The organism is Parahoeflea olei (assembly GCF_001703635.1).
GTDB classification, from domain to species: domain Bacteria; phylum Pseudomonadota; class Alphaproteobacteria; order Rhizobiales; family Rhizobiaceae; genus Hoeflea; species Hoeflea olei.
The window spans coordinates 60,775-74,790 of the sequence record NZ_LQZT01000005.1 but is presented as its reverse complement, the minus strand read 5'-3'; the positions used below and the strand labels follow the sequence as shown (position 1 = coordinate 74,790).

The window sequence follows — 14,016 nt, the reverse complement described above, 5'->3', positions numbered from 1 at the left end:
CGCCGATGGCGGCGTCTGTCGGGCCGCGGGACCCGCCCGACTTGCGGTCCTGCATGCAGGACCGCTAGACTGGGCGCTTCTGACGCAAGCGACGGATCAGCACCATGTCCCAGCCCGTTCCCGGCATCCCGTCCAGAAACCCGCGCCGCGGCATGAAGAAGATGTGCCGGGCGGCCCCCGCAGCGCGCGTCCTCCTGGCGCTCGCCCCGCTTGCGGGTGGCGTGTCGGCGGCAGCCGCTGCGGAAAGCACGGTCTATACCTGCGAGTCCGAAAGCGACGTCCATTACAGCGTCACGGTCGAGCGGGCCGAAGACGGCAGTTCCATTGCCCGGATCGTGCCGCAAAGCGCCTATCACACCGCCGCCCGGTCGGCGGCGGAAACGCAGACCGCGCGGGCCGAGCCGGTGGCGAGCGGTTTCCGCTTCTCAAGCCCCGGCTTCACCTTTTCCGGCAAGGGCGAGGATGTCCAGCTCGGCTTTCGCGATTATCCCGATGGTGCACCGTTTCGCTGCACGCGAAAGGTTGCGGCCGGGGAGGGCGCGGAGATCAACCAGGCCGGGCGCTCGCTCGGCGGCCGGTTGCGCAGCGGACCGGGCACGGAGTATCCGGCCGCGGGCAGCCTCGCGGAAGGCACGCCGGTCAAGGTGATCCGCAATGCCGGCATGCGCTTCAACGGTTACGACTGGTTCGAGGTCATGCAATCCGGGAGCACGGCCTTCCAGTGGGGCGGCATCCTATGCTGGGACGGCGTTCCGATCGACGGCATGTTCGGCGACTGTGCCGCCACATTGTCGGGTGGCTAGGCGGCCCGCCTGATCACCGGCTTCGGATACCAAAGATAGACGAACACGAAGAACGCGGCCGAGAGGTCAGCCGCCAGCAGCAGCATCCACCAGTCGTGCCGGATGCTGCTCGGCCCCACCGAAAGGGCCAGTGTGGCAATCGCCGCGGCAAGCAGCGCGTAGAAGGTGAGCCAGGCCATGAAGCGGCGGTTGGGCAGCATCAGATAGCCCATCACCGCCAGCACCAGCGCCGGCGGCACCAGCCGGAAGGTCTCTTCCGAAAAGCCGGCGATCGCCGGGGTGGACATGTGCAGGATCGCGGAGATCCAGATCAGCAATGCGGCAAAGCCCAGCGATTTCGAAGCCTTGAACATCGGGATACCTCACTCCTCGGGGCAGGGCGTGCCCGCCGCCGCCCAGGTCGACAGCGCGTCGATCGCTTCCTGCTTCGAATGCGGCGCGGGCTCGCGTCCGCCGCCCGGGTTCCAGGCCCAGGTCTGGAACGCGCCTTCCTCGACATGGGCGATCACTTCCTCGATGGTGCGTTCGCCATTGCGCGCGGGATCCTTCACCTGCGCGCAGATTTCGGCCGAGGACTTACCGAACCATTCGGTCTCGACCGGCGCCAGCATCCAGGGCGTGGCCGCGCGCGGGGCGGCATGCGGCAGCGGATCGGGTCCGCCGTCCGCCGCGCTCAGCGTGACATGGCAGGTCGAGCACACCAGCGCCTCGGCGCCGACGCGGCTGTCGCCGGCATTGATGTTCATGCCGTGCCGCTGTGGCTTGCCATAGCTCGGGCCGGACCACATCGGCCAGTTGTCGGCGCCGGTGTGGCAGTTGGCGCAGCGCGGGTGGCTCGCGACCTCGTAGAACAGCTGCCAGCCCGCGAGCCCTTCCTCGACCGACGGGGGCGGGGCGGGCGGAGCTTCCGCTTCACCTGTCGCCACGTCTTGGGCCACTACCGGTCCGGCGGTCACCACGCCCAGAAGGAAGGCCGCTGCGATGAGGCGTGATCGGATCATGGGGCGCTCCTCAGACGAAATCGACGTGCTTGTTGAACGGCATCTCGCGCAGGCGCTTGCCGGTTGCGGCAAAGATCGCGCCGGCAAGCGCGGGTGCGGTCGGTGGCACCGGCGGTTCGCCGATGCCGCGCACGCGCTCGCCGTTTTCGAGCCCGCGCACCTCTATCTCCGGGCACTGGTACATCCGCATGCCCTCGAAGGCGTGGTAATTGTCCTGGTCGGCAATGCCGTCGGTGTAGGTGATCTCGCAATTCATGGCGTGGCCGAGGCCGAAGATCACGCCGCCCTTGACCAGATTGTCGAAATTGACCGGGTCGATCACGGTGCCGACTTCGGCGGCGACGAACACTTTCTCGATGCGGATACCGCCCTCGGTGGCGGCCACTTCCACCACCATCGCGCACTCCACCCCGAAGGAGCGGGTGAAGGCCACGCCGCGGCCGCGGCCTTCGCCCGCATCGCTGCCCCAGTTCGACATCTCCGCCACCGTCTCGAGCACCTTGCGCGCCTCGTCGTTGCTGCAGAGCCGGATGCGTTCGGCCATCGGATCGGCGCCGGCGGCATGGATCAGTTCGTCGAGGCCGAGATTGTAGAAGAAGCCGTTCGAGGAGGCACCGACGGAGCGCCAGGAGCTGATCGGCGCCAGTTCCCGCGCCCGGTAGCCGGTGACGCGGTGGTTGGGGATGGCGAAGGGCTGGTCCCAGGCGCCGGCGACGATCTGGCTGTCGGGACCGGTGCCGGGCAGGCTCTGGCGTCCCATCTGCGAGGCGATCACGGACGGCATGGCGATGCCAAGCTCGTAGCTGTCGACCTGGCCATTGCGGACCGTGCCGCGCATCCGCGCCATGGCGATCTGGCGCGGGAAATCATGGGTCATGTCCTGCTCGCGCGAATAGGTGAGCTTTATCGGCGTGCCCCTGAACAGGAGCGCCACCTCGGTCGCGCGCTTGACCACCTCGTCCTCGAGCCGGTGGCCGAAGCTGCCGCCCATGACGAGCACATTGACCTTGACCCGTTCGGTGTCGAGGCCCGCGAGCCGCGCGACATTGGACTGGACGAAGCGCGGGATCTGGGTTCCGGTCCACACCTCGGCCCGGTCGTCATCGACGCGGACGATGGCGCTGATCGGCTCAAGCGGCGCATGCGCGAGATAGGGCGCGCGGTACTCCGCCTTGATCAGGCCCGGCATCTCCGCGAAGGCGAATTCGACATTGCCGTCGTCGCGCACGCGGCTGTCGCGCAACTCCTCGGTAAAGCTGTCGGCAAGCGCCTGCCAGTGCTCGTCCATGGTCGCGGGAAACGCCGCCGGCCCCCAGTCGAAGCTGATCTTGCGGGCCGCCTCGAAGGCGCGCCAGGTGTTGTCGGCGACGACGGCGACGCCGCCGGTGACTTCGACCACGTCGCTAACGCCGCGCATCTTCAGCGCCTCCGTGGCGTCAAAGCCGTTGAGGGCACCGCCTTGCGCGGGGTTGAGCACGATCGCCGCATGCAGCATGCCCTCGACGGCGATGTCGATGCCGTATTTCATCGCCCCGGTCGACTTGGCGACGATGTCGATGCGCTGCATCGGCTTGCCGATCAGCCGCCACCCGGACGGGTCGCGCAAGGGCACATCCTGCGGCGGGGTGATGCGCGCTGCGAGCGGGGCCAGTTCCGCGTAGCTCAGCTCGGTGCCGTCTGGCAGCAGCACCCGGCCGGCTTCGGTCCTGAGGTCAGTTATCGCAATGCCGGATTTTTCCGCCGCCGCCAGTTTCAGCGTCTCGCGCGCCACCGCGCCTGCCTCGCGCAGCTTGACGAAGCCGTCGGGCACGGTGGTCGAACCGCCGGTGATCTGCACGCCGAAGGTCTTGATGGCCGCCGAGATCGCGCCATAGGCGAGCGACTCGCCAAGCCCGCCGCCGGGCGCCATGAAGGCCGCGGCCTCGTCGGCGAAGGCGGTGTTCCAGTAGGCGGGCGAGGGCGGGCCGGGATCGACGCGGATCTGGTCGAGTTCGACATCGAGTTCTTCGGCGATCAGCGCCGCCTGCACCGAATAGGCGCCCTGGCCGAGATCGGCGCGCGGCGTGATCAGCGTCACGCCCTCGGCGTCGATGCGCACATAGGGCGTGATCGCCGCCTCGCCGTCGCCGAGCCCTGTGAGCAGAGGGTTGTCATGCGGCTTGGCGACCGTGTAGGCGCCGAAGGCGACGCCGCCGGCGACCGCGACCGAGCCGATCAGGAAGGTGCGGCGGGTGATGGTTTTCAGACGTCCCATGTCATGCGCTCCGCATCGTTGCCGCGGCCGACTTGATGGCCGCGCGGATGCGCGGATAGGTGCCGCAGCGGCAGAGGTTCGCGCTCATGACGGCGTCGATGTCCTGGTCGGTGGGCTCGGGGTTGAGAGCGAGAAAGGCAGCCGCCGCCATGATCTGGCCCGACTGGCAATAGCCGCACTGGGCCACCTGGTGCTCGATCCAGGCCTGTTGCACCGCATGCAGCGCACCGGGCTGGCCGAGCCCCTCGATGGTGGTGACCTCACCGGTCAGTTCGCCCACGGGAAGCTGGCAAGAGCGCACCGCGGCGCCATCGACATGCACCGTGCAGGCGCCGCACTGGGCGATGCCGCAGCCATATTTGACGCCGGTGATGCCGAGTTCGTCGCGGAGCACCCAGAGAAGCGGCATCTCGGGCTCGACATCGACCTCATGGGTCTGTCCGTTGACCGTCAGTCTCATGCAAATACCTCTTCCGCATTTCCGGGGTTCGTCCGGATGGGCGTCCGTCCCTGGCCGGAGCCGTGACGACGACATCTACCGCGCACGGGGCGCAATTCAAGAATTGACAAAATGACATAATTTGTCAAGTTGTCATACATGGATGACAAGGACCACCGCATTCTCGAGGCCGCCATCGCGGTGTTTGCCCGCTATGGCGTGCGCAAGGCGACCATGGGCGATATCGCCGACCATGCAGGGGTCTCCCGGCAGACGCTCTATGCGCGCTATTCCGGCAAGGGGGAGATCATCGATGCTGCGCTCAGGCTGGTCACCGAAAAGGTTGTCGGCGAGGTCAGTGCGGCCTGGAAGAAGGCGGACTCGACCGGCGACCGGCTCGACATCTTTTTCGACCGGGCCATCGTGCAGTTTTTCGAGCAGACCCGGCAGATGCCCGATTCCGGAGAGTTGATGGCAGTGCTCGGCGGCAACCCGGCGACGGGGGAGGCCGGTGGCGGGACGGCCGAGCAAGGCAAGATCGACCTTCTCGCGGGGCTGTTCGCGCCCTACGAAAAGGTTCTGTCCGCGTCCGGAGCCACGCCCCGGGACCTGGCCGAGTTCGTCTATCGAAGCTCGACCGGGTTCAAGTTCACCGCCCTTGATTCCGACCATTTGGGTCGCCTGCTTGCGGTGCTGAAACAGGCCACACTGAAGATGCTCGGCGAGGCGTGAGAACGACCGCCGTCAGGCTGGCGCCCCGGTGCCGGAAGCCGCGTCGCGGCTGCGCCAGCGCTTTCCGATGAGGGCGATCAGTGCCCGGGCCTCTGCCGGCGGGGTGAGCTCGCGCCGGCAATAATCCGTGCCGTCGGGGTTGCGGGTGAGCATCCCGAGCGTGACCATGGTCCGGCGCAGGATCGCGGGATCGTCGAACAGGTGGGCCGCGCGCAGCCTCGTGTTGACCTCGCGCTCATTCATCAGCTTCCGCGCCGGCAGCGCCGCCCAGAGCGCCCACAGGCACAGGTCCTGGACAGTGCGGCGCGACGGCCATTGCCTGAGCCTTCCGTCACTGTCGAACTGGTGGAGCGTGCGCTCGACCAAGAGGTGATCGACGGGGGCGGCCTCCGGCTGGTTGGCCAGCCGCTCGCCCGCGCGCCGGGCTGCGCGCAGGTGCTGGAAATTGCGGAAACCCGCGGCGCGGGAGACCATGTTCATGAGGGCGAGGTGGGACGGCGGTTCGCTGCTCGACCCGATCTGGCGGGCAAGCGCGCGGGCAAAGGGGGAGACATCCTCCACCACAAGCGGAATCATTTCATTGGACATGTCACATCCATGGCGTGTCCGCGAAACAGATCGCTGGTCGCTGGCTTGGCGATGCGGACACTGGATGAAAACAAACCAGGGGTTCCGATCAGATGGCAGGTTTAGCTTCCCTTGAAGGGACAGCGACGCCTCGGTGACTGCCGACCGTGACGCGGGATTTACCACGGCCTGGCGCGCGCGGCAATCGGCGCGGCGAGCGACCGGTCAGCGCAGCCCCGCCAAAAAGCGGCGCAGGGCCGCCTCGGCCAGATCCGAAGAGACCGCAAGGCCCGCACCGCGGATGGTCACCTCGAAGCGGGTGACCGACTGGTCGACGCTGTCGATCAGCTCGTCGAACAGCCAGAGCCCGGTCTCTGCGGCGGCCGCGTCCCGGGCCCCGGAAGCCTTGCTGCGGTCGCCATTGACGCTCACGTAAAACGCATTGGCATGCGGCGGGTTCGGCGAGACGCTGACGCCGGGCAGGCCCGCGAAGCGGTTGGCCAATTCAGCCGCCTTGCCGTGAAAATCCGGCATCAGCGGCAGCCGCTCCTCAAGCCCCTTCAATGCCGAGAGCAGGGTGGGGAAGCTGCGCAGCGCCCGGCCGCCCGCGCGCCGCTGCCAGATCGTCGCCTGGTCAAGGACCGATGCTTCGCCCAAGAGCGCGCCGCCCGAAAGCCCGCCGAGGCCCTTGTCGAAAGCCACATAGACGCTGTCGAACAGGGCCGCGATCTCGGCGAGCGGCCGCCCATAGAAGGGCTGGCTTTCCCAGATCCGCGCGCCGTCGAGATGAACCGCGATGCCGCGCTCGCGCGCAAGCCCGGCCAGCGCGCGCAGGTCCTCCCATTCTGGCAGCAGGCAGCCGAGCCGCCGCAGCGGCAGTTCCACCACGATCGCGCCCAGAGGCTCGCGGATCGCGTCGAGATCGGCGGCGGTCGGCAGCCGGTCGTAGCCGCCGAGCTGGACCGCGCCCAGGCCCCACAGCTCATGGTAGGCGCGGGCCTCGTATTCCTCCATGTGGGAGCGCGGATGCAGTGCGATGCGGCTGCAGCCGGCGCGTTCGGCATGGGTTTTCAACGCCATCATCTGCGCCATCTTGCCGCTCGGAACAAACAGCGCGGCCGGTTTGCCGAGCAGGTCGCGGAGCCTTCCGTGGAGCCGGTCGAACAGCTCTCCGGACATGTATTTGTCGGCCGGGGACGATCCCGCGAAGGCCGCAAGCGCGCGCAAGGTCTCGGCGGGCGAGGGGTCGTCGTCAAAGGAAAGCTTCTGCATGGGCGGTGCGCTCCGATTCGTCGGGCCGAGTTTGGGATGCGCCGGCCGGGCGCCGCAACCGCCAGAGCTTCAGTTTTCATCCATCATTCCTAACCCTTCGTTAATCTTGACGAGGTATTAACGGAGCATTCTCGCGGTCGAGATGGGAGCTGTTCCCATTGACGCCCATATTGGCCCATGATATCCCAAATGCCCAAGAACAGCAGGCGGGCATCCGCCGTTTCATCTTCTTTTGGACCGCGGTTCCGCGCCGGACCCGCAAAGGCGGTTGTCGCTGCCTTTGGGAGCCCTTGCGCGAAAATGTGGCGGCAGGACGGGGAAGGGATGGCATGGCGTCAGCGGGCGGAAACGGCGGTAGAGCGTGATGAACCGGTTCCTGTCGCATGCGACAAACAGGATCGATGCGAAGGGGCGCGTGTCCGTGCCCTCGATGTTTCGCACGGTGCTGGCGCGCGCGGCGGTGGACGAGCTCTATGCCTGGCAGGATTTCGTGTTTCCGGCGGTCTCGATGGCCGGTCCGGACGTGCTCGACCGCTTCGAGCGGATGATCGGGTCGCAGGATCCGTTTTCGCCCGAGGCCAACAAGATGTCGCTGCTCATTCACGGCGGCGGCGTGTTCATGAAGCTGGATGGCGAGGGCCGGCTTCTGGTGACGGATTTCATCCGCGATTTCACGGGCATCACCGACCGGGTGACGTTCGCGGGGCGGGGGGATCATTTTCAGCTCTGGGAGCCGACGGCATTCGAGGAAATGCAGTCGCAGGCCCGGAAGGAACGAACGGCCGCTTCCTGACCGTTCGCAATGGATGGAGAAACGGAATGGCGGCGGACATGGGCGACGGTGCGACTGACGCCCAAGGCGGACCTGTCCGCCACATTCCGGTTCTTCTCCATGAGGTCATCGATGCGCTTGCGCCCGCCCCGGGCGAGACGATCGTTGACGGCACCTTCGGAGCCGGCGGCTACACGACGGCCATCCTCGGTGCAGGGGCCCGCGTCATCGCCTTCGACCGCGATCCCGACGCCATCGCCGCCGGCGCCGCACTCGTCGACGCCTCCGGCGGCAAGCTCACGCTGATCCATGCCCGTTTTTCGCAACTGCTCGACCATGTCGAGGAGGCGAGCCTCGACGGCGTGGTGCTCGATATCGGCGTCTCCTCGATGCAGATCGACGAGGCCGAACGCGGCTTCTCCTTCATGCGCGACGGCCCGCTCGACATGCGCATGGCGCAATCCGGCGTCAGCGCCGCCGATGTCGTCAACCGCGCCAAGGCCTCGGACCTGACGCGGATTTTCGGCATTCTCGGCGAGGAGCGCCATGCCGGCCGCATCGCCCGCGCGATCGAGGCCGAGCGCGCCAAGGCCCCGTTCTCCACCACCCGGCAACTGGCGGGCCTGATCGAGAAGGTCTCGCCGCGCCGGCCGCAGGACAAGATCCATCCGGCCACGCGCGTGTTCCAGGCGCTCAGAACCTATGTCAACGACGAGCTGGGCGAGCTGGCGCGCACGCTGTTCTCAGCCGAGCGCGCGCTCAAGCCCGGCGGCCGGCTGGTGGTGGTGAGCTTCCATTCGCTCGAGGACCGCATCGTCAAGCGCTTCTTCCAGGATCGTGCCGGCAAGGCCACCGGCTCGCGGCACCTGCCGATGGCAGAGGAGCGCGCGGCCGGCTTCACGCCGATCGGCAAGCAGCCGGTGACGGCGGGCGAGGCCGAATGCGCCGCCAATCCGCGCGCCCGCTCGGCCAAGCTCCGGGCCGGCCTGCGCACCGCGGCCCCCGCCGGCAAGGCCGACGACGATATCCTTCCCGTTCCCACGCTTGCCGCGCTGTCGGCGCTAGGAGGCTAAGCCATGCTGCGAACACTCGATTTGGTGCTTGTCGGCGCGATGATCGCAGCCGCCACCGTCACCTACCAGATCAAGCATGCCGCCGAGATCAAGCTTGAGGAAGTCGCCGACCTGCAGGCCAAGATCAAGCTGCAGGAAGAAACCATCGATCTGCTGGAGGCCGACTGGAGCCTCCTGAACCAGCCCTCGCGGCTGCAGCGCCTGTCGACCGCCTTCGAGGCGGAGCTGGGATTGAAGCCGATCGACGCCACGCAGATGGCCCAGCCCGATGAATTGCCGGGCTTTGCCAGCGATTTCGCGCCGAAGATCGCCGAAGGCGAGACCGACGCCACCCTCACCACGGGATCGGTGCAGCCATGAGCCTGTTGAGACGCATCCTGCCCGGTCGGCACGCCACTTCCCGTCCCAGCGGCGGCTATGGTCCGGGGCCGCGTGAATTCGAAGGGCTGCGCAAGGCACAGGACGCCCAGGCCAAGAACCGCATGGTGATCGCCATCGCCTGTTTCGGGGTGTTCTACGCCCTGCTCGGCGGACGGCTGGTGGAATACGGGCTGCGCTCGCCCGAAACCGTGTCGTCGATCGGGCGCCCCGACCAGTTGCTGGTCTCGCGTCCCGACCTGCTCGACCGCAACGGCGAGGTGCTGGCGACCGACATCCGTACCGTCTCGCTGTTTGCCGAGCCCAACAAGATCATCGATGCCGACGAGGCGGTCGAGCTGCTCGCCACCGTGCTGCCCGATCTCGACATGCGCGGCATCCACCGCAAGCTGTCGTCGAAATCGAAATTCCAATGGCTCCGCCGCCAGTTGACCCCCAAGCAGCAGAGCCAGATCCTGGCGCTCGGCATCCCGGGCATCGGCTTCCGGCCGGAAACCCGGCGGTTCTATCCCGGCGGCCCCACCGCCTCGCATGTGGTCGGCCACGTCAATATCGACAACCGCGGCATCGCCGGCATGGAAAAATATGTCGACGGCCAGGGGCTCGGCGATCTCGCCGCGGCGGGCATGACCGTCAACGAGGATTTGAAGCCGGTGCGGCTGTCGCTCGACCTTCGCGTCCAGCATGTGCTGCGCGACGAGCTTGCCGCCGCCATGGACCGCTACAAGGCGATCGCGGCCGCCGGCGTGGTGCTCAACGTGCATACCGGCGAGGTCGTCGGCATGTCCTCGCTTCCGGATTACGACCCCAACAACCCGGTCGAAGCGCTGCAGAAGGACCGGCTCAACCGGATGTCGGCGGGCACCTATGAAATGGGCTCGACCTTCAAGGCTTTCACCACCGCGATGGCGCTCGACTCGGGCAAGGTGAAGATGACCGACTCGTTCGACGCGCGCGGCTCGATCCGCATCGGCGGCTTCACCATCCGCGATTTCCACGGCAAGAACCGGGTCCTCACCGTTCCCGAGATCTTCATCTACTCGTCCAATATCGGTACCGCCCGGATGGCCGACCTCGTCGGCATCGAAGGCCACAAGGAGTTCCTGACGCGGCTCGGCCTGCTCACGCGCATGCAGACCGAACTGCCGGAAGTGGCCATGCCGAGCCAGCCGGCGGAATGGAAGAAGATCAACTCGATCACCATCTCCTTCGGCCACGGCGTTGCCACCACGCCGCTGCAGACCGCGGTCGCCGCGGCGGCACTGATGAACGGCGGCAAGCTGATCGAGCCCACTTTCCTGCCGAGGACCGCCGAAGAGGCCGACAAGCTGGCGGTCAGGGTCATCGAGCCGTCGACCAGCGACAGCATGCGCTACCTGATGAAGCTCAACGCCACCAAGGGCACCGGAGGTTCCGGTTCGCGCGCGGCAGTCGAGGGTTTCCGTGTCGGCGGCAAGACCGGCACGGCCGAAAAGGTGGTCAACGGCCGCTACAATTCGTCGGTGCGCTTCAACGCCTTCCTGGCCTCCTTCCCGATCGATCATCCCGACTATGTGGTGCTGGTGGTGATTGACGAGCCGAAGCCCGAGGAAGGGAAATCCTCGGCCACCGCCGGCCTCAACGCCGCGCCCACGGTCGGTGCGATCATTCGTCGCTCGGCGGGCTTCCTTGGGGTCAAGCCGGAATTCGGAAATGGTACACAGGAATTGTCATTGACCTACTGACGTGAGCCATACTGATAACACAAGTGACAGGCAGGGGATCGTCACGCACACCTGATTTCGCCTTTGCTCAGACAACCAAACACCCGGGAAATTCATGAAACTGTCCGCGTTGATTGCCGCTCTTCCGCCCAAGACCATCGTCACGCCGGCGCCGACCGAATTCGACATGCCGGTGACCGGACTGACCGCCGACAGCCGCATCGTGGAGCCGGGCAATGTGTTCTTCGCGCTTGCGGGTGTGAAGACGGACGGCGCGCTTTTCGTCGAGCAGGCGATTTCGCGCGGGGCCGGCGCGGTTGTGGCCGGCGCCGGTGCCGGTCTTCACGGGCTGTCGGTTCCGGTGATCACGGCCGACGATCCGCGGCTTGCGCTGGCGCGCATGGCGGCGGCCTTTTTCGGGCCGCAGCCGCGGGTGATCGGCGCCGTCACCGGCACCGCCGGCAAGACCTCCGTGGCCTCGTTCCTGCGCCAGATCTGGGCTTCGAGCGGCGAGCAGGCGGCGATGATCGGCACCACCGGGGTGGTGGCTCCGGGGCGCGTCGATTACGGCTCGCTGACCACGCCCGATCCGGTCGCGCTGCACCAGTTGCTCGCCGATCTCGCGAGTTCCGGCGTCACCCACGCGGCCATGGAAGCCTCGAGCCACGGGCTGATCCAGCGCCGGCTCGATGGCGTGGCGCTCAGCGTCGCCGGCTTCACCAACCTCGGTCGCGATCATCTCGACTACCACCCCGACATGGATGACTACATGGCCGCCAAGATGCGGCTGTTCGACACGCTGTTGCCCCGCGGCGCGCCGGCGGTGATTTATGCCGACGACGCCTGGTCAGGCCGCGCCGTCGAGGTGGCGGAGCGGGCCGGCGCGGAAGTGATGACCGTCGGCCGCAAGGGCGGGTTCCTGAGCCTCAAGCGGGTCGAGCACCTGCGTCACAAGCAGATCGCCGAAGTGCATCTGGACGGTCGCATCTTCGAGGTGGAGCTGCCGCTGGCCGGCGATTTCCAGATCGCCAACGCGCTGGTCGCCGCCGGCATGGCGATTGCCACCGGCACCTCGCCCGACCAGGCGATGGCGGCGCTTGACCGCCTCACCGGCGCCTCGGGCCGTCTCGAACTGGTCGGCTCGACGCCCGACGGTGCGCCCGCCTATGTCGATTACGCCCACAAGCCCGATGCGCTGCGCAACGTGCTCGAAGCGGTGCGGCCGTTCACCACCGGACGCGTGATCGTGGTGTTCGGCTGCGGCGGCGACCGCGATCGCGGCAAGCGGCCGATCATGGGCGCGATCGCGACGGACCTCGCCGATGTGGCGATCGTCACCGACGACAATCCGCGCTCGGAAGACCCCGCGGCGATCCGCGCCGAAATCCTTGCCGCGGCCCCCGGCGCCACCGAAATCGGCGACCGCGCCGAGGCGATCGCCACCGCGGTGGGGATGCTCAAGCCGGGCGACACGCTGATCGTGGCCGGCAAGGGGCACGAGCAGGGCCAGACCGTGGGCGCCACCGTGCTGCCGTTTTCCGATCATGCGGAAATCCGCAAGGCTCTCAAGGAACGCACGGCATGAGCCTGCTGTGGACCTCTCAAGACATGGTCGAGGCCATGGACGGGCGTCCGCTGGGCATGCTGCCCGAGGGCGTCACAGGCATCTCGATCGACAGCCGCAGCGTGAGCGAAGGCGACGCCTTCTTCGCCATCAAGGGCGACCGCTTCGACGGCCATGATTTCGCCAGCGTCGCCGTGGCCAATGGCGCAAGCCTGCTGGTCGTCTCGGAAGCCAAACTGCCCGCGCTCGGCCGCGTCACCTCGCCGATGATCGTGGTCAACGACGTGCTCGCCGCGCTCGAGGACCTCGGCCGCGCCGCGCGTGCCCGCTCCGAGGCCCGGATCGTCGCGGTCACCGGGTCGGTGGGCAAGACTTCCTCCAAGGAAATGCTGCGCCATGCGCTCGAAGGCAGCGGCGAGGTGCATGCCTCGGTGGCCTCCTTCAACAATCACTGGGGCGTTCCGCTCACGCTCGGCCGGATGCCGCAGAGCGCTGCCTTTGGCGTGTTCGAGATCGGCATGAACCATCCCGACGAGATCCGGCCGCTGGTCAAGATGGTGCGTCCGCATGTGGCGATCATCACCACCATTGCCGCCGCGCATCTGGGCAATTTCAAGAATCTGGGCGAGATCGCCGCGGCCAAGGCCGAAATCATGGAAGGGCTTGATGCGGGCGGCCATGTGCTGCTGAACCGCGACAACGAGAAATTCGCCTGGCTCAAGAAGCGCGCCGGCGAGCTCGGCATCAAAAACGTCCATTCCTTCGGCGAGAACGCCAAATCCGGTTACCGGCTGCTCAACTGCGAGCTGGAGCCCGATGGCTCGACCATCACCGCCCGCGTCGGTGGCAACGACCTGGCCGTCAGGATCGGCGCACCGGGGCGGCATCTGGTGCAGAACGCGCTGGCGGTGCTGGGGGCCGTGCACCTGCTGGGCGCCGACCTCGACAAGGCGGTGCATGCGCTTGCCGGCATCTCCGCAGAAAAGGGCCGTGGCGCCCGCCACCGGCTGGCGCTCGACCACGGCGGCAGCTTCCTGCTGATCGATGAAAGCTACAATGCCAACCCGGTCTCGATGCGGGCCGCGCTGGAGATGCTGCGCGACACGCCGGTGGGGCCCGGCGGACGGCGCATCGCCGTGCTCGGCGACATGCTGGAGATGGGCGCCTTCTCCGAGCGCGTGCATCGCGACCTGGCCGCGCCGGTGCGCGAGGCCAAGGTGGATCTTCTGTGCCTGGCCGGTCCCGAGATGCAGGCGCTGCGCACCGCGGTCGGCTCGGAGATCGAAACCGTCCACCGCGACGATGCGGATGCGCTTGCCGGCCATCTCGCAACCGTCATCCAGGACGGCGACGTCGTCATGATCAAATCGTCGCTCGGCATCGGCTTCGGGCGCATCGTCAAGGCGTTTCTTGACAAGTATCGGGCTGTGTCTGACAGCAGCACGCAAGAATAAACGA

14 protein-coding genes are annotated in these 14,016 nt (G+C 67.3%); 8 read left to right on the top strand and 6 right to left on the bottom strand.

Features of this window, described 5'->3' with window-relative positions; translation table 11 throughout:
* The first annotated feature begins 104 nt into the window (after nt 1-104).
* Nucleotides 105-803 carry an SH3 domain-containing protein gene (locus tag AWJ14_RS05650; RefSeq protein ID WP_139112541.1) on the top strand — a complete coding sequence of 233 codons (699 nt, stop codon included), beginning with the start codon at nt 105-107 and terminating at the stop codon, nt 801-803.
* On the opposite strand, the gene AWJ14_RS05645 is transcribed toward AWJ14_RS05650, so the two are convergent.
* Genes AWJ14_RS05645 through AWJ14_RS05630 form a run of 4 tightly spaced genes read right to left on the bottom strand, consistent with a single transcriptional unit; the run spans nt 800 to nt 4,518 of the window.
* On the bottom strand, nt 800-1,156 hold the full coding sequence (locus AWJ14_RS05645; RefSeq protein WP_066176127.1) for a hypothetical protein: 357 nt from the start codon (nt 1,154-1,156) through the stop codon (nt 800-802). The genes AWJ14_RS05650 and AWJ14_RS05645 overlap by 4 nt on opposite strands.
* 9 nt (nt 1,157-1,165) lie before the next feature.
* Nucleotides 1,166-1,804, bottom strand: a complete 639-nt coding sequence (locus tag AWJ14_RS05640) for a hypothetical protein (RefSeq protein WP_066176124.1) — start codon at nt 1,802-1,804, stop codon at nt 1,166-1,168.
* 10 nt (nt 1,805-1,814) lie between these two features.
* The gene (locus tag AWJ14_RS05635) at nt 1,815-4,058 is read right to left on the bottom strand and encodes a xanthine dehydrogenase family protein molybdopterin-binding subunit (RefSeq protein ID WP_066176121.1); all 2,244 of its coding nucleotides are present in this window, start codon (nt 4,056-4,058) and stop codon (nt 1,815-1,817) included.
* Nucleotide 4,059: 1 nt separating this feature from the next.
* Nucleotides 4,060-4,518 carry a (2Fe-2S)-binding protein gene (locus AWJ14_RS05630; RefSeq protein ID WP_066176119.1) on the bottom strand — a complete coding sequence of 153 codons (459 nt, stop codon included), beginning with the start codon at nt 4,516-4,518 and terminating at the stop codon, nt 4,060-4,062.
* 138 nt (nt 4,519-4,656) lie between these two features.
* Here AWJ14_RS05630 and AWJ14_RS05625 point away from each other — a divergent pair, with 138 nt between their 5' ends.
* Nucleotides 4,657-5,229: a TetR/AcrR family transcriptional regulator gene (locus AWJ14_RS05625; RefSeq protein ID WP_066176117.1), complete on the top strand. Its 573-nt coding sequence runs from the start codon at nt 4,657-4,659 to the stop codon at nt 5,227-5,229.
* 12 nt (nt 5,230-5,241) lie between these two features.
* On the opposite strand, the gene AWJ14_RS05620 is transcribed toward AWJ14_RS05625, so the two are convergent.
* Both AWJ14_RS05620 and AWJ14_RS05615 read right to left on the bottom strand, forming a co-directional pair.
* Nucleotides 5,242-5,817, bottom strand: coding sequence for a DUF2087 domain-containing protein (locus AWJ14_RS05620; protein ID WP_066176113.1), 576 nt, complete (start codon nt 5,815-5,817; stop codon nt 5,242-5,244).
* Nucleotides 5,818-6,021: 204 nt separating this feature from the next.
* A complete protein-coding gene (locus AWJ14_RS05615; protein WP_066176111.1) occupies nt 6,022-7,068 on the bottom strand; it encodes a threonine aldolase family protein in 1,047 nt (348 codons plus the stop codon).
* Between the two features lie 364 nt (nt 7,069-7,432).
* Between AWJ14_RS05615 and mraZ the strand changes: the two genes are divergently transcribed.
* The 6 genes from mraZ to AWJ14_RS05585 all read left to right on the top strand — a co-directional run bounded on the left by mraZ (nt 7,433) and on the right by AWJ14_RS05585 (nt 14,012).
* Nucleotides 7,433-7,861, top strand: a complete 429-nt coding sequence (gene mraZ, locus AWJ14_RS05610) for a division/cell wall cluster transcriptional repressor MraZ (protein ID WP_066176108.1) — start codon at nt 7,433-7,435, stop codon at nt 7,859-7,861.
* Between the two features lie 26 nt (nt 7,862-7,887).
* A complete protein-coding gene (gene rsmH / locus AWJ14_RS05605) occupies nt 7,888-8,913 on the top strand; it encodes a 16S rRNA (cytosine(1402)-N(4))-methyltransferase RsmH (protein ID WP_066176105.1) in 1,026 nt (341 codons plus the stop codon).
* Nucleotides 8,914-8,916: 3 nt separating this feature from the next.
* The gene (gene ftsL / locus AWJ14_RS05600) at nt 8,917-9,273 is read left to right on the top strand and encodes a cell division protein FtsL (RefSeq protein WP_066176103.1); all 357 of its coding nucleotides are present in this window, start codon (nt 8,917-8,919) and stop codon (nt 9,271-9,273) included.
* A complete protein-coding gene (locus AWJ14_RS05595) occupies nt 9,270-11,015 on the top strand; it encodes a peptidoglycan D,D-transpeptidase FtsI family protein (protein WP_066176101.1) in 1,746 nt (581 codons plus the stop codon). Before ftsL ends, AWJ14_RS05595 begins: the two co-directional genes overlap by 4 nt.
* 94 nt (nt 11,016-11,109) lie before the next feature.
* The gene (locus AWJ14_RS05590) at nt 11,110-12,579 is read left to right on the top strand and encodes a UDP-N-acetylmuramoyl-L-alanyl-D-glutamate--2,6-diaminopimelate ligase (RefSeq protein ID WP_083220056.1); all 1,470 of its coding nucleotides are present in this window, start codon (nt 11,110-11,112) and stop codon (nt 12,577-12,579) included.
* The gene (locus AWJ14_RS05585) at nt 12,576-14,012 is read left to right on the top strand and encodes a UDP-N-acetylmuramoylalanyl-D-glutamyl-2,6-diaminopimelate--D-alanyl-D-alanine ligase (protein ID WP_066176099.1); all 1,437 of its coding nucleotides are present in this window, start codon (nt 12,576-12,578) and stop codon (nt 14,010-14,012) included. The genes AWJ14_RS05590 and AWJ14_RS05585 overlap by 4 nt, the downstream gene beginning before the upstream one ends.
* The last annotated feature ends 4 nt before the right edge of the window (nt 14,013-14,016 follow it).

Bases quoted from the DNA above. Each gene is read 5' to 3' on its own strand.
- AWJ14_RS05630 (WP_066176119.1), bottom strand. From the start codon at position 4,518: ATGAGACTGACGGTCAACGGACAGACCCATGAGGTCGATGTCGAGCCC.
- rsmH (WP_066176105.1), top strand. From the start codon at position 7,888: ATGGCGGCGGACATGGGCGACGGTGCGACTGACGCCCAAGGCGGACCT.
- AWJ14_RS05590 (WP_083220056.1), top strand. From the start codon at position 11,110: ATGAAACTGTCCGCGTTGATTGCCGCTCTTCCGCCCAAGACCATCGTC.
- ftsL (WP_066176103.1), top strand. From the start codon at position 8,917: ATGCTGCGAACACTCGATTTGGTGCTTGTCGGCGCGATGATCGCAGCC.
- AWJ14_RS05640 (WP_066176124.1), bottom strand. From the start codon at position 1,804: ATGATCCGATCACGCCTCATCGCAGCGGCCTTCCTTCTGGGCGTGGTG.
- AWJ14_RS05645 (WP_066176127.1), bottom strand. From the start codon at position 1,156: ATGTTCAAGGCTTCGAAATCGCTGGGCTTTGCCGCATTGCTGATCTGG.
- mraZ (WP_066176108.1), top strand. From the start codon at position 7,433: ATGAACCGGTTCCTGTCGCATGCGACAAACAGGATCGATGCGAAGGGG.
- AWJ14_RS05650 (WP_139112541.1), top strand. From the start codon at position 105: ATGTCCCAGCCCGTTCCCGGCATCCCGTCCAGAAACCCGCGCCGCGGC.
- AWJ14_RS05625 (WP_066176117.1), top strand. From the start codon at position 4,657: ATGGATGACAAGGACCACCGCATTCTCGAGGCCGCCATCGCGGTGTTT.
- AWJ14_RS05585 (WP_066176099.1), top strand. From the start codon at position 12,576: ATGAGCCTGCTGTGGACCTCTCAAGACATGGTCGAGGCCATGGACGGG.
- AWJ14_RS05620 (WP_066176113.1), bottom strand. From the start codon at position 5,817: ATGTCCAATGAAATGATTCCGCTTGTGGTGGAGGATGTCTCCCCCTTT.
- AWJ14_RS05615 (WP_066176111.1), bottom strand. From the start codon at position 7,068: ATGCAGAAGCTTTCCTTTGACGACGACCCCTCGCCCGCCGAGACCTTG.
- AWJ14_RS05595 (WP_066176101.1), top strand. From the start codon at position 9,270: ATGAGCCTGTTGAGACGCATCCTGCCCGGTCGGCACGCCACTTCCCGT.
- AWJ14_RS05635 (WP_066176121.1), bottom strand. From the start codon at position 4,058: ATGGGACGTCTGAAAACCATCACCCGCCGCACCTTCCTGATCGGCTCG.